Below are 14,912 nucleotides of genomic sequence, written 5' to 3'. Positions count from 1 at the left end.
TCCCCTGGCTCTGGGTGGAATCCTTGCCGTTTTCGATTGAGCCTGAAGCCCACTTTGGCGTTTTGTCCAAACATCGAAGAGAAATTCTGGGACGTCATTGGGCTGTATCTGGAATGCAAAGGGAGAGGATGTTTTGAATAAAATACAACGCGCCCGTGAAGCACTGGCTTCACCGATCAATAGGGATCTTGTTTCTGAGGTGACACACTAGAGTTTTGAGGATTTTTCAATGGAAAAGTTAGTTTCTTTTTAGTGTGCAGTTAGGAAGTTGTGTTGTGCGGTAGCTATGAAGATCAGTTTTGTAATTTACATCCCCTTGTTATACGTTGAACAATATCAATTGTTTTATCCATTATGCATATCTGATATGCGTTGACAGTCCTCGATTTGATATGGAATTTTAGGCAGGCGTTACTGGCTTTTTTTTGCCCGTAAAGTGGTGCGATACTTCTATTCATACATAAAGGATTGTTTATGAGAGCGGTACATATGTTGGGCGCAGGGCATATGGGGGGGGCCATTCTTTACGGCCTTCGTCAGCAGATGAAGGGTACCGACAGTCTTCGTGTTGTCGAGGTTGATGCCGAGCGTAGCGCCAAATATTCCACTGATGGTTTCCGGGTCAGTACCCGCCTCGAAAGACTTGAGGACGACGACATTGTTGTTCTGGCTGTCCCTCCACAGCAGTTCGAACAGGCATTGGTACAAAACGAGCTGCTCAAACGACATCGCGGCCCGGTCATCTCGGTCATGGCCGGCATCACTTTGCATACGCTGACCCGTGAGTTGGGGCATTGCAACGTCGTGCGTTCGATTCCCAATACACCGTCACAGGTGGGTGAAGGCGTGACACTGTATTACGCCCCGACGCAAGCCCGTCCCGAACTGACAGCTGCTGCACAGCAGGTGTTCGGCGCAATCGGCTTGGTCATTCGTGTTGAGGACGAAGCGCAGATTGATTCAGGCACGGCCCTGGCAGGCGGCGGTCCAGCGCTGGTCGCCTTTTTTGCCGACGCCTTGCAGGAATATGCTCATGAGGAAGGTTTCGATGCCGGTCAGGCTGAACTGATCGCAACTCAGCTACTGCACGGCACTGCCCGGTTGATACGCGAAACGGGCAAGCCCGCCTGGCAAGTCTGCAAGGATGTACAAACCAAAGGCGGTACGACGGAGCGTGCTATCGACACGTTTGTTGATGCGGATATCAAGGGCATCGTCAAAGCGGCGTTACGGGCTGCGGCGCGTCGCTCGGTAGAACTCGGAAAGTAATGAGAAAAGGATAGCTTGATGAGTGCCCAGGTAAATTTGCAATCAGCCTCTCCAAACATCGATTCTCCACCGGCGGAGGACGTCAGTTACTCGCTCTATTTTGGTTTGGGTCAGTGCCTCACACTGGTGGATCACCCTGAAGTGTTCAAAGTCAGCGGGGCCGGCAAAGCATTTGGTTCATTACTGACAAGGCGTTTCGGAAGGCAATACGCCGATGCTCGTTTTCTCGATATAGGAACGGGCAGTGGCGTGCATTCACTGCTCTTGCGCCGCCTGGGTATGAAGTCAGTCACGGCCACGGACATTTCACCCCAGGCGATTGATGTGGCGAGGATCAATGAGGTTGCCAATCTTGGCACGGGCGATGTCCGATTTATCCACAGTGACCTGTTCGATGGCCTGGATCCCACCAACGACGCCTTTGATGTGATTCTGTTCAACCCTCCTGGCTGGCAAACCCCTTCGGCGGCGTTTCTACAGGCCTTGCAACGTACCGAGTCGGCTCAGGGGCTGTCCATTGAGGCGATGTTTTATGGCGATCGCACGCTCAAACGCTTTTTTGATGAAGTGCCATTATTTCTCAAGCCAGGCGCAAAACTCATTATTGGCCTGAACTCGCTGGTGGGTATTCCTGCCGTGATGCATGCCTTGTGTCAAAAGCACGAAGCCAATTACCACATTGACTGGTGCCTTTTGGAGCGACATGAGTTTCCGCTGATGCTGTACACGCAGCAGTGGCGGCAACTTCAGGGATTGATCCACGAGGAAATCGTCGATTGGACACGCCAAGGCGCCGCGTATTGTCGCTTTAACGAGCAGGGCGACATCATTTGGTCCTATGAAATCCTGGAGCTGACATTCAGCAGAAGGTCAATCGATGGCAACGGGCAATAAACGTTTACCTTTTCTGACCGGGATGCTCGCTGCCGGACTGTCCAACTTGTTTCTGGGACTGTCGTCGCTTTATTGGAGGGTGTTCCATGACATGAATGCTATTGCTCTGGTGGGTTACAGAGTGGTGCTTTCGCTAGCGACCGTCACATTGATCTTGTGGGTGAAGCGAGATCTGCTCGCGCTGTTTCACCGACTGAAGCTGCGTCAAGTAGTGCTTCATGGCTGTGCTGCGGTTCTGGTGGCGACCAATTGGGGGGCCTTTATCTGGGCTTCGATTCACGGTCGGGTGCTGGAAAGCGGGCTGGGATACCTGATCGCCCCCCTGGTGAGTATTGCAGTGGGGTTGCTGGTCTATCGGGAACGGCTCAGCCCCCTGAAAGCGGTTGCGTTGGGCATCGTTTGCTTAAGTGTCCTTTTCCTGGTCACAGGCAGCGGCGATCTGGATGCCCGAGTCTATGTCGTCATCGGTGTGACATGGGGGCTGTACACCTGGCTGAAAAAACTCACGTCATTGAGCCCGCTCAACGGGTTGTTTGTGGAGTCCTTGGTGCTTGCCTGCGCGCTGTGCCCGCTGCTGTTTCTGTTCGATGGGTTCATACCCTTGCCCGCCAGCTTCGGCGGCTATGAACAGGCGCTGCTGATTGGCTGCGGGCTGGTGTCGATCATTCCGCTGGCGTTATTTTCGTTTGCTGCCGGGCGCTTGCCCATTTCGGCCATGGGGCTGTTGCAGTTCATCCTGCCATTGACCCAGTTCATTGTGGCTGTCGAGATCTACGGGCAACCAGCCTCGACTTACACGTTGCTGGCTTTTGCGGCTATTGCGTTCGGCATGATACTGGTCATCTTTGAACCTGTATTGAAAGGCTTCCTTGGATCAAATGGAGTTGAAGAAAGTGGGTCGAAAATATAGCGCTGTCGTCATCGGGCTGGGCATTGTCGGGAGCGCCACGTTGTGGCGCCTGTCGACTCGCCAGTCCAACATTCTGGGTATCGATGCTGGAGCGCCGATCAATCGACTGGGTTCATCCTACGGTGGCTCCCGAATTTTCCGGCAAGCGTATTGGGAGGGCACGCAATACCTTCCTTTGCTTTCCCAAGCCAATGATCTTTGGCACGAACTGGAAGCGTCCAGTGATCACCCCTTGCTGTGGCGTAGCGGTGGCCTTTTCATCGGGCCGCAGAGTTCAGGCGTGGTACCCAAAAGCGCCGCCACGGCGCGGGCAGGCGGGATTGACCATCAGCAACTGAATGCACAACAGATTACGCAGATGTTTCCGGCCTTTCGGGTGCAGCCAGACATGGAAGGTATTGTCGAGGAAGGCGCTTACACGATTGCAGCCGACGCCAGCAGGTTGCACATGCTCAATCTTGCCGTGCGTAGTGGTGCCCAGATTCGTTTCGGTAGCCATGTTCTTGAAATACATCGCAGCGAAGGCAGGCTTTTGATTCGATTGTCTGATGGCGAAGTCATCGAGACTGAGCGGGTCGTGCTAGCGACCGGCTGCACCTTGACCGATAGTTTGATCCCCGACTTGGCCGGATTGTTGCGCCCTAAAAGCGTCCCGATTTATTGGTTCAGCCCCAGGCCGGGCAGCGCCGACAGCTTCAAGAATTTTCCGGCTTTCCTGTATGAACTCTCCGATGGCCGCTTGCTGTACGGTACCCCGCAGATCACTGAGACCGAACCCGGGATCAAGATAGGTTTTCATAACAGTCAGCAAACGGATCTGGATATGGGGACCCAACTGGAGCCCGTCAGCCGCTCGGCAAGGGAGGAAATCGCCGAGTGTGTGGCAGCGCTTTTTCCATCCCTGGACCCAACGCCCTATGCCGCTAAAAAATGCATCTACACCATGAGCCCGGACGAGTCGTTTATCTTGGGGGAGTCGGCGCTACTGCCGGGTGTGTTCTATGTGTCTGCATGTTCGGGTCACGGTTTCAAATTCGCAACTGGGTTGGGGGAGTGGCTGTCCTGGGTGGTTCTTGGCGAGTCGCTGCAGCACATTGCCCCGGCTTTCTCCAAAGCTCGCTTCGATAAGGCCGGGTGAACTGTCACTGGTCTGGGGGCGGTCTGTTCTCGCTGTCAGTGATTGATTGGAGCTGACTGGTCAGCACCTGGCAGCAATGCCTCAATGAACTGATGAAATTGTCGACCAGCGGCGAATAGGGGCGATGCTGCGGGCGAACGACACTGACGGTGTACGGAATGGAAAGCGACAGCCCGCGAATTTTCAGCCCAAGTTTGGCGTAGGCCAGTGCTGTGAGTGGATTGATGATTGCGATGCCGACCCCTAGGGCCACCGTCGCGCAGACTGCCGCTGCGCTGTGCGTTTCAACTACCAACTGTCTGTTGATTCCGAGACTGTCGAAAAAACTGTCGATCTTGTTGCGATAGGGATCGTTGGTCGCCAGAGAAATAAAGTGTTCGCCTTCAAAGTCCTCGGGGTACAGGACGGCTTTTTCACACAGTCGGTGGTCGGTGGGCAAAATGCAGACAATGTCCGACGTGAAGATGGTCTCCAGGTCTGTGCCACGGGGGGCAATGGTGTCCTCGATAAGCCCCAGATCAAAGCGCTGTGAAGAAAGCCACTCGTTGAGCAGGGGAGAGTCCTGGGGAGTGATGCTGACTCCCACTTCGGGGTATTGATCGAGGAAATGTTTGCAGACAGTGGGCGCCACGGCCTGGGAGAAAGCAGGCAGGCAAACTATGGTGACTTGCCCGTGCTTGTACTGGCGAATGGCGTCAGCCGCCTTGGCTATCCGCTCAAGGCCAAAATAAGCCCTTTTGACTTCGTCGAAGAGCATCAGCGCTTGTTCGGTCGGGATCAGTTTGGCATTGGCGCGTTTGAACAACGTCAACTGGGTTACTGACTCAAGCCTGCCCAGTTCTCGGCTGATTGTCGGCTGTGAGGTGCGCAGCAGGGCTGCGGCGGCTGTCGCGCTACCTGTCGTCATGACCGCCCAGAATATCTCGATATGCCTGAAGTTCAACGTTGCCATGGCGATCCTTGCCTCAGTAATGGGTAGGGTTTAACCATATCAGATATGAATCGATATTGAGTGAATTGATATTTTTAATCTGACTGTACGTTGCAGATAATAGCCAGCAAGCAAGTTCAGTACTTAAGCAAGTGCTCTGGATTATTGGTGGTTATGGATAACACGATGAATTACAGAACGTTTGGCAGGCTTGGCTGGAAAGTCAGTGAGGTGGGTTATGGCATGTGGGGTATTGCCGGCGGCGAAGGAGGCTGGACCGGCTCTGCCGATGAACAAGGCATGCAGGCTCTGCAACTGGCTGTCGATAAAGGCTGCAATTTTTTCGATACCGCATGGATATATGGCCGTGGGCACAGCGAACACATGCTGGGCCGAGTGCTCAAGAGCAATCCCGATAAAAAGATTATCGTTGCCACAAAGATTCCACCAAAGAACAGGGAGTGGCCTTCCAAACGAGGCGATCGGCTCAATGATGTTTTCCCCTCCGATCATATTCGAGAGTTTGTTGATAAGAGTCTGAACAATCTGGGAATGCACTCTATTGACTTGATGCAGTTTCATGTCTGGGAAGACGACTGGGCACAAGATGAAAGCTGGATGCGGGTGATTGATGACCTGAAGTCTCAGAAGGTTATTCAAGGCATCGGCATCAGTGTTAATCGGTGGGAGCCTGACAATGTCATCAAGACACTGGAGACGGGATTGATTGACAGCGTTCAGGTTATTTACAACATCTTTGACCAGGCCCCCACGGACCACCTTATTCCTGCCTGCAAAAAACACAATGTGGGCGTGATCGCCAGGGTGCCGTTCGACGAGGGGTCCTTGACGGGGGTATTGACTAAAGAAACCGTGTGGCCGGAAGGCGATTGGCGTAACAGTTACTTTGTTCCGGAGAACCTGTACGCCACCGTCGATAGAGTCGAGGTGTTGAAAAAAGACATTCCCGAGGGGGTGTCACTGGCTGAGTGTGCGTTGCGCTTCATCCTTTCGAATCCGGACATTCATACGGTTATCCCCGGCATGCGGGCGATAAGGAACCTTTCGCAGAACCTAGCGTGTTCATCGAAAGGTTCCTTGGACGCCGAACTTCTGCAGCGTCTTGCAGGTCATCGCTGGGACCGAACGCCGACAGAGTGGTCGCAATAACATTTTTTAGGAAGTGTCTTCTATCTTGATCAAGGGAATGTCATGAAAATTTCAGAGTTGAAGAACCGCAAAGTAGGCGTGTGCTCATCGGGTGGCCTGGTCAGTCTGTTCATTAGTCAGCTACTCGAGAATGAGCAAATTGATTTCGAGCAGTTCATTGTTGATATCGGCCAGCCCAATGAAGAGGCCCATCAATTCTGTACCCGTAATATCGATCTGCTCAATGCCGCCCATGTTGTCGACTTGAAGGAAGATATGGCGACTGAATGCCTGAACGCTGTCAGGGCGCAGGCGCATTACGATGGTGGCTACTGGAACACCACCGGCATTGCCCGTGCCGTCACCGTCAAGGGGCTGGTCGCGGCGCTTGGCGCCAAGGGATGCAACGTCCTGGCCCACGGAGCCGTGCACGGTGGCAACGACGAATTTCGGTTCACCTACTACCTGAATATGTTTGCCCCGCACATCATGCCCTATTCCCCCTGGCAGGACAGTGCGACGGCTGAACGCTTCAAGACCCGTAGCGATATGGGCCGGGCGGTAATAGACAAGAACGAACAGTTGTTGCGTGACAAGGCTGCCCATTCGATCGATGCCAATCTCGGCGGCGTGTCCCATGAGAGTGTTGAGCTTGAGTCCATTGCCAACTCCCCGGACAGCGTCCAGCCAATCATGGGGGTGCGCCCGGAGCAGGCGCCCGACCAGGTAGAACGTTGCACCATCCGGTTCGCGAAAGGTTACCCGGTGGAAATCAACGGCAAAGTCCTGTCCCATTATGAAGCGGTGGCGATGGCCAACGAAATCGCCGGGCGCAATGGTGTCGTGATCAAGGCAGTGCTCGAGAATCGAATGAATGGCACGAAAGGGCGGGGCACGTATGAGTCACCCGGTCTGGATTTGATCGCCACGGCATTGAAGAGCCTTTATCAGGCGACTGTCGATAAAGACTCCTGGGAGGTCTTGCGTTTCAGTTCGACGTTCATTGCCCGGCAGACGTATGCCGGTCGTTTGTACGATCCGGCCACTCAGGCGGCCTTCAAAGCGGTGAGTGAGTTAGTGCAATGGGCCGATGGTTATGTGGACGTGAAGTTATACAAGGGCAGCTATCTGGTTGATCGTGTTTACAACTACAGCCGGAATCGATTCACGGCGCAGCAGTATCGCTTTGCCCATGGCGGGCAACGCTGGATCACCGAAAACATCCTTGAATCTGCCTGATCCGACTGGCGATTCACATGAGCGCAGGGATACCTTTGCTGTGCTCTTTCAGTTACCCGAGCTGAGCGGTCAAGGGAATGACAAACAAGTTAGTGATCTTGTGGGCGCCGCCGCGTTCGCTGTCAACGGCGTTCGTGCGAATGATTGAAGCCAGGGGCGATTTCACGGTACTGCATGAGCCGTTGTGCGATTTGGCTGCCGGTCATGTTTTTACCCATGAAGTACAGGGTGAAACGCACCGGATAGATTCGCCGGACAGGTTGTTCGCGCATGTCAGAACGTTATTGGACAAGGGCAATGTGTTCATTAAAGACACCTGCGAATTTTCTTATGCAGGGCTTATTGATGAAGGTGCTTATCCGGACGACGCGCACCATGTGTTCATGATCAGAAACCCCGAGCAAGTCATCAACTCGCATTATGCAATGAACCCGCAGTTGACCTCACAACAAGTCGGCTACCAGCACCTTGATGCGTTGTACTGCGCCGCCAGAGCGAGAGGCGTACATGATCCGGTCATTGTCGATGCCAACCAGTTGGTGCTGGCTCCGCAAAGCGTTATCGCGGACTTTTGCCGCAAAGTAGGCATTGAACAAAAACCCGAATCCTTGCAGTGGGAACCCGGTCATCGCCGAGTGTGGGAGCGCACTCGGCACTGGCATGAAGATGCGGCCCAGAGCACCTCCATAAGACCGGTCAGCAAGCACTATGCGGTACGTGTCGATAACGACCCGCGCTTGAAGTCCTTCTATGACGACAACCTGGTTGTCTACAAGAAGTTCCTGTCTTACCTGTGATGTTCAAACTGAGTCGAGACGCTGTTTCGTTTTGAGTGAGGCGCTGTATGTCGAAAAATCTTGGCTGGCACGCTGGAGCGATCCTGCCGCACATGCGTTCGCGGCAATTACGTCAGCAGCCTTGTGCCTTGTGGTTCACGGGCCTCAGTGGGGCCGGCAAGAGCACAGTGGCGAGGCTGGTGGAGGCGAAGTTGTTCGAGTTGGGGTACGTCACGGTGGTGCTCGATGGCGACAACATTCGCCATGGCTTGTGCCGTGACCTGGGGTTCAGCGCCGACGACCGTATTGAAAATATCCGGCGCGTGGGGGAAGTCACCAAGCTGTTTCTGGACAGTGGAATCATTGTCCTAGCGGCGCTGATATCTCCCTTCGAACAGGACCGCAGTACGGTTCGGACGTTGCTGGGAGAGGACTTCATCGAAGTCTTCGTCGACACCCCGTTGGCAGTGTGTGAACGACGTGATCCCAAAGGGCTGTATAGCAAGGCCAGGAAGGGTGAAATCACGAATTTCACCGGCATAGACTCGCCATACGAACGCCCTGTGGCCCCCGATATCCTGATCGGAGGGACACCGCAGAGCCCTGAGAGCAGTGCCGACAGCGTTATTGCTTATTTGCGCGAGAGCGGCAGGTTGAATTGATTTGTCGACGCGTCGCCGTACGACTGACATTAAAAAACATGCAATGACTATTTTACTGCCGGGTTTTTCAGAGAGGTTCGAATGGACGGTTTCAGTTACAAACAAGGTGTTCTGCATGCCGAAGGGGTGAACCTGGACAGCCTGGCTGAAAAGTTGGGCACACCCTTGTTTGTTTATTCATTGAGTACCTTGGCGTCGCACTTGCAAAACATGCGCGATGCTTTTTTACTGATTGACCCGCTGATTTGTTTCTCAGTCAAAAGCTGCAGCAATTTGAACATCCTGAAGTTTCTGGTGGAGCACGGCGCAGGTCTGGACGTCGTCAGTGGTGGCGAAATCTATCGTGCCCTGCTGGCCGGTGCTCGTCCCGAAACCATTGTATTTGCCGGGGTGGGCAAGTCTGCGGAGGAGATCAAATATGCACTGGAGGCAGGCGTCTATCAGTTCAATGTTGAGTCTGAGGGGGAACTGGCTAGGATTGATGCTATTGCGGGTCAGTGCGGCTGCAGGGCCAGGGTTTCTATTCGGATCAATCCCGACGTTGCTGACCGTGATACCCCGCAAAAGACATCTACGGGAGGACGTCAGACCAAATTCGGCATTCCGGTGACGCGTTCGGCGCGGCTTTACGCAGAGGGTTTGTACGGCAACGTCGACGTTTTCGGAATCCATGCGCACATTGGCTCGCCTATCCATGACAGCGCTTCCTATCTGGCTTGCATTGACGTCATCGAGACGCTGTTGGATGAGGTGGAACAGGCGGGCGGCACCGTCGATACGATCAATATCGGTGGTGGTTTTCCAGCCATATACGAAGCCTCCCATTCCAATAGCATTTCGTTGCAGGAAATGGGCAGCGTCATTTCTCACCGGCTTAAGAGACTCAAGGCGCGCGGCCTGCGGTTCGTGATTGAACCCGGTCGCTCTATCAGCGCCAATGCCGGCGTGCTGTTGACCGGCGTCGAATACATCAAGGATGGCTGGGACCGTCAGATCGTCATTGTCGATGCCGGCATGAACATCTTGCTCAGACCCACGCTTTACGGTGCCCACCATGCCATGTGGCCGATCCGATATGGCGATTTCAACGGCCACTGGACGCACGCGACCAATCCTTCGCAACCCCGGCCAGACGGGGCATTGTCGCCGGTGGATGTGGTTGGGCCGATTTGTGAAACAGGGGATTTTCTCGCGTTGTCGCGTCCGCTGCCGACGCTTTCGGAACATGACACCCTGGCCATTTTTTCGGCGGGTGCCTACGCGATGAGCATGGCCAGCCAGTACAACTCGAAAGTTCGTCCGGCTGAAGTGGTGGTCATGGGCGAGCACTATCAAGTCGTGCGCCAGAGAGAGCGCTACGAGGATCTCGTTGCCAGGGAAATGGACGGCATTGAAACAGTCAAGTCTGATGCTAAAAGTTTGAAGCTGGTTAAGTAATCCTCTGTTGTTTGATTAAGGCGGCTGGAAGTGACTGTGGACAATGAAACGTTTTGGCTTGTTTTTTTATTTTCGGCACTCTTGTTGAATATTTCTCCAGGGCCCGACCTGCTTTACATCTTGTCGAGGACGATATCCTCAGGAAAAAAAGTCGGTATCGCCTCGGCGCTGGGGGTCTGTAGCGGTGCCTTTGTCCATGTGGTTCTGGCGGCCTGCGGTGTCAGCGCTCTGATTGCCGCTTCGGAAAATGCCTTCGATGCACTCAAGTATGCCGGTGCAGCTTATTTGCTCTACTTGGGCGTGAAAAGTGTCATGCCCTCCACGGGGTCCGTTCATGATCAGGACAACGCGCAAGTCAAGCAATACGGTGTATGGCAAGCCTACAAGCAGGGCATTCTTATCGACGTGTTTAACCCGAAAGTCGCTTTGTTCTTTCTGGCGTTCCTGCCTCAGTTCGTTCAGCCGTCCATGGGGGCTCCCGCGCTACAGATCTTTTTATTAGGCAGCCTGGTAATCCTGGTTGCCATCGTCGTTGAAGTTTCGTTCGTCCTGGTGGCAGCCAAAGCCACAGAAAGGCTTCGCACCCACCCCAATGCAGGACTGTGGCTGGATCGAGTCATGGGCGCAGTTTTGATTGGACTGAGCATACGTTTGGCCACCACCGTCAGCTTGTGATCCGCGTATCAGCAAGCTTGGGATAGTTTGCAAATAAAGGGATTTATTTATGTTTGGCGCTCCCCTGAGTACTGCCTTTGGTTTTGATGTCGAGTTGTCTTGCGACGTCCTGGAAATGGTTTTGCAGAGTCACTCGACAACGCCGGATCACATTGCCGTTGTGAGCGGCACCGAGCGTGTCAGCTACCGTCACCTGATGCTTATGGCCAGCCATAACGCAGCGTCTCTGGAGGAGGCTGGATTGCAGGCGGGGGAGTGCCTGTTGTGCGGAGTCGATGCTGGTGTCGAGTTATCGGTGGTCTGGTTAAGCGCGATGATGGTCGGTGCCGTGCTCATACCGATCGACTTGTCCTGGCCAGCCAATCGCATGGCCGCCGTATTGGCCAGTACCCGTGCCCGGTTTGTTTATGTGCCCAGAGGTGAAGCGCCCAGCCCCGAGCTTTGCGGCCTCACTTGTCTGGAGGTCAGCACTGACTGTGACGATGCGACACTGCCACCACGGACATCGCGCAGCAGTGCCAACACAAACCTCTATGGTTTCTTTACATCAGGCACGACCGGGACGCCCAAATGTGCCTTGAATCATCACGCGGGGGTGGCCAATCGATTCCGCTACATGAGTCGCTACTTTGGCGATGGGCATGTGGTTTACCAGAATAGTGCGCCGCTATTCGATTCCTCGATCTGGCAACTGCTATGGCCTCTGACCAGTGGCGGCACAACGATTATTCCGTACCGGCGTGAGCTGTGGGATCTGGACTGCGTTGTCGAGCATATTCGTCGTCACCAGGTCACGATGACGGATTTTGTACCATCGCTTTTCAAGGTTCTTGTGCGGGCGTTGGAGCAAGGGGCAATCTGCCCATCTCACTTGCAGAGTCTGCAGTATGTGCTGATCGGCGGTGAGGCCATTGACCCGGTGTCCGTCCATTCCTTTCGCCGGATCCTGCCCGGTGTGCACATCATCAACACCTATGGGCATACGGAAGCCTCTATCGGCATGGTGTTTCACCAGGTGCGTGACACTGATGCCGGAGCTATTCCCCTTGGACGCCCAATCGACAATACCTACGTGCGAATCGTCGGGCCGCAACTGGAGGTGCTGCCAGACGGCATCGTCGGCGAGGTGGTGGTGGGGGGAATCTGTGTGGGCAACGGTTATCTTAACGAGCCCGAGCTGACGGAAAAATCCTTTGTGCCAAACCTGTTTCCCGATGTGCCGGGGGCTTTCGTTTATCGAACAGGCGACCGGGCGCGGGTGCGTGAAGACGGGTTGCTGGAGTTTCATGGACGCCACGATCATCAAGTGAAAGTGCGGGGTGTCAGAATCGAACTCGATGAGGTGAACGCGCGTTTTCGCGAAGCTTTTGTCCAAGTGCGCGATGCCGCGGCAGTCGTCGTCAACGCTGCACAGGGCGACGCGACGCTGGCATTGGCCTACACCGCAGAGCGTGCGATCGATGTCTGTGAACTGCGAAAAGAACTCGGTCGGCTTATGCCCCTGACGCACATCCCACAATACTTTCTGCACCTGCAAACGTTGCCGGTCAGTCCGAATGGCAAACTGGATTACACCGCCATTGCAGCCGCATTCATCGGGAGCTGGCAGTTTTTCCAGGCGCCCACCCCGGCCGTCTCGACGCAGGATCAGTTGCTTGAGTGCTTTCGTCAGGTGCTGTTGAGCGATGGTTTTTGTCAGGATTCGAATTTTTTTGAGTGGGGTGGGGATTCATTGGCTGCTGTTTCACTCAAGGTTTTGATAGGCGCGCGCTTCAACCGGACTTTGGCTTTACAGACCCTCTACCGCCACCCGACACCGCTGAGCCTTGGCGCGGCATTGTTCGATGGCAACGCCGGCACCAAAGCCGTTGAAATGGCGCCTTTGTACAGCCACACCTTGCGACCTTGGGGGCAGTCGCAGAGGCGCATTCAGGAAATTCTGCTTACTGGAGCGACCGGTTTTGTCGGTATCCATATTCTGGAGCGTTTGCTGACCTCTACCGCGTTGAGGGTGACGGTACTTTTGCGCGGTGACACCATTGAGTCAGCGCAGGCGCGGTTGATGTCCATCTACGCAAATGCCTTCACCGGAAGAGTATTGGATACCACCAGACTCAAGGCTGTCCTCGGGGATCTGAGGTCACCCTGCATTGGCCTCGATCCGCAGGAGTGGATACAACTGACCGAGAGCGTGGACGAGGTCATCCATAGCGCCGCTGAAGTGAATTTCTTGTCCGAGCCTTCCCATCTGTATGCCGCTAACGTGCAGGGGACTGCCGAGTTGATCCGGTTTTGCAACGAGTCGACCTTCAAGCGCCTGCACCATGTTTCCTCGTTGGCGGCCAGATGCTCGCTCGATGGTCAGGTCGGGGTGACGGGAGCCGAGCTGGATGAGCATGCCCGGTCGAACGCCATCAATGGCTACGGCTATACGAAATACCTGGCGGACCGATTGATTCTGGACGCCCAAGCGCAAGGGATGCGAGCGAAGATCTATCGGATCGACGATGTCTTGCCGTCGGTGAGCATGGGCTACAGCCATAAAAAATCCCTGGTGCACCTGTTGCTGAAATTATGCCTACGACTCGGGCAGGTGCCCGCGGGTTACGGGTACATTGGTTTACTGCCGGCAGACCGTTTGGCCAACTGGATCTGTCATTTTGTCGCGGCGCCCGAAGCCTTCGATTTACTGGCACAACAAGTGGATGTCACTGCCATTGAGTTTGTAACGTTCGAGGCATTGGTGGCCCATTGTGCCAATCGCTTAGGCATGTCGGTCAGCGTCGTCGATCACCGTGATTTTGTCGCGCAGATATCGGAGCGTGCGGACTGCGAATCGATGCTGATTGCTGGCATCCTGGCGGCCGACACTTCGAAGAGAGTCTTGTTTACTGACCCTTCGGATGTGAACTTGCGTGAATCGAGCCGTCAGCGAATGGGTCTGACCCAGTATCAGGAACTGATGGTCACGCTTTCGGAATTTGAGCCGTTTGTGGAACGGTTGGCGGGTGAGTTGGTTTAGTTTTTTTAACGGCTAATGATATGAAACTGTTCAGGCCTGGCAGATCTTCAACCGATACTGCGAACTGAATCCACAGATTCCGGAAGGCTTGGGCCAATCGACCTGTTTAATCAACTCGTTGAAGCATCGCCGGCCGAACGCTCCCTTTCGCAGCTAATCCAAATAGTGAACGAAGCCTCGCAGCGCACTGGAGCTCAAGTAAATATTAGATTCGAAGAATCCAGGGTGAAATTTCAGAGTCTTTCAAGAAGTATGCAAAAGGAGATGAGGTGCTAGGGGTTGAGTGTTCGAATCACTCCGTCCCGACCATAATTCCTGAGTAAAATCAGATGCTTAAACGGATACCATGGATCGGCTTTTTTGTGCCTGCGCCAGGCATGGCGCGTTGCGCGCAAGCTCAACCAGCTTGGCTGTGGCAGCCCAAATGCTCAGCCCGCAAGCCTCAGGACTTAAGCAAAGCGCATCCCCCGAAACGCACCGTCCTACGCCTTCGGCAGTGCCAAGAACGCCGATTCTTCCCTCGAGACAAAATTCCGAACCACTAGATTTGGATGTCGGTGAGCGGGTTCGCTATCGGCACAAAGCTAGCGCGCGCGGCTGCTTCTGGCCCAATGTGTGTGAAAACGCGTCGCCAAAACTGAAGTGAGCGTGTTTGCGTTAGATCTGAAATTTATAGGCCGGGAAGAGTCGGGATAACGGGACGGATCTATTTCGGGATGCATGACGGGAAGAGAGCTCGATAAACACCAGCGTTTAAAAAGAAATTTCCAGACACTCTCTCAGGCTATACACCCTTGCGCCTTTGCCTAC

12 protein-coding genes are annotated in these 14,912 nt (G+C 54.3%); 11 read left to right on the top strand and 1 reads right to left on the bottom strand.

Annotated elements, in window-relative coordinates; genetic code table 11:
* The first annotated feature begins 489 nt into the window (after nt 1–489).
* The 4 genes from AACY50_RS28075 to solA are packed head-to-tail and all read left to right on the top strand — an operon-like array spanning nt 490 to nt 4,211.
* A complete protein-coding gene (locus tag AACY50_RS28075; protein WP_339464546.1) occupies nt 490–1,269 on the top strand; it encodes a pyrroline-5-carboxylate reductase family protein in 780 nt (259 codons plus the stop codon).
* Nucleotides 1,270–1,287: 18 nt separating this feature from the next.
* On the top strand, nt 1,288–2,163 hold the full coding sequence (locus AACY50_RS28070) for a methyltransferase (RefSeq protein ID WP_339464544.1): 876 nt from the start codon (nt 1,288–1,290) through the stop codon (nt 2,161–2,163).
* Nucleotides 2,147–3,073, top strand: coding sequence for an EamA family transporter (locus tag AACY50_RS28065; protein WP_148050152.1), 927 nt, complete (start codon nt 2,147–2,149; stop codon nt 3,071–3,073). The genes AACY50_RS28070 and AACY50_RS28065 overlap by 17 nt, the downstream gene beginning before the upstream one ends.
* The gene (gene solA, locus AACY50_RS28060; protein WP_339433852.1) at nt 3,042–4,211 is read left to right on the top strand and encodes an N-methyl-L-tryptophan oxidase; all 1,170 of its coding nucleotides are present in this window, start codon (nt 3,042–3,044) and stop codon (nt 4,209–4,211) included. The genes AACY50_RS28065 and solA overlap by 32 nt, the downstream gene beginning before the upstream one ends.
* A 4-nt stretch (nt 4,212–4,215) precedes the next feature.
* On the opposite strand, the gene AACY50_RS28055 is transcribed toward solA, so the two are convergent.
* On the bottom strand, nt 4,216–5,163 hold the full coding sequence (locus tag AACY50_RS28055) for a LysR family transcriptional regulator (RefSeq protein WP_339464543.1): 948 nt from the start codon (nt 5,161–5,163) through the stop codon (nt 4,216–4,218).
* A gap of 165 nt (nt 5,164–5,328) precedes the next feature.
* Here AACY50_RS28055 and AACY50_RS28050 point away from each other — a divergent pair, with 165 nt between their 5' ends.
* The 7 genes from AACY50_RS28050 (at nt 5,329) to AACY50_RS28020 (ending at nt 14,102) form a co-directional block, all read left to right on the top strand.
* Nucleotides 5,329–6,312, top strand: a complete 984-nt coding sequence (locus tag AACY50_RS28050) for an aldo/keto reductase (RefSeq protein ID WP_339539820.1) — start codon at nt 5,329–5,331, stop codon at nt 6,310–6,312.
* Nucleotides 6,313–6,354: 42 nt separating this feature from the next.
* Nucleotides 6,355–7,530, top strand: coding sequence for an argininosuccinate synthase domain-containing protein (locus AACY50_RS28045; RefSeq protein ID WP_339464542.1), 1,176 nt, complete (start codon nt 6,355–6,357; stop codon nt 7,528–7,530).
* A 77-nt stretch (nt 7,531–7,607) separates the two neighbouring features.
* On the top strand, nt 7,608–8,327 hold the full coding sequence (locus tag AACY50_RS28040; protein ID WP_339433807.1) for a sulfotransferase-like domain-containing protein: 720 nt from the start codon (nt 7,608–7,610) through the stop codon (nt 8,325–8,327).
* A 47-nt stretch (nt 8,328–8,374) separates the two neighbouring features.
* A complete protein-coding gene (gene cysC, locus AACY50_RS28035; RefSeq protein WP_339433806.1) occupies nt 8,375–8,968 on the top strand; it encodes an adenylyl-sulfate kinase in 594 nt (197 codons plus the stop codon).
* Between the two features lie 81 nt (nt 8,969–9,049).
* Complete coding sequence (lysA, locus tag AACY50_RS28030) at nt 9,050–10,405, top strand: diaminopimelate decarboxylase (RefSeq protein ID WP_339433805.1); 1,356 nt, start codon at nt 9,050–9,052, stop codon at nt 10,403–10,405.
* A 36-nt stretch (nt 10,406–10,441) separates the two neighbouring features.
* Complete coding sequence (locus AACY50_RS28025) at nt 10,442–11,080, top strand: LysE family translocator (protein WP_339433804.1); 639 nt, start codon at nt 10,442–10,444, stop codon at nt 11,078–11,080.
* A 49-nt stretch (nt 11,081–11,129) separates the two neighbouring features.
* A complete protein-coding gene (locus tag AACY50_RS28020; RefSeq protein WP_339433803.1) occupies nt 11,130–14,102 on the top strand; it encodes a non-ribosomal peptide synthetase in 2,973 nt (990 codons plus the stop codon).
* Nucleotides 14,103–14,912 lie beyond the last annotated feature (810 nt).

The organism is Pseudomonas sp. RA_15y_Pfl2_54 (assembly GCF_963971015.1).
Lineage (GTDB): Bacteria > Pseudomonadota > Gammaproteobacteria > Pseudomonadales > Pseudomonadaceae > Aquipseudomonas > Aquipseudomonas baetica_A.
The sequence above is the reverse complement of the archived record's forward strand: the minus strand, read 5'-3'. Positions and strand labels throughout refer to the sequence as shown.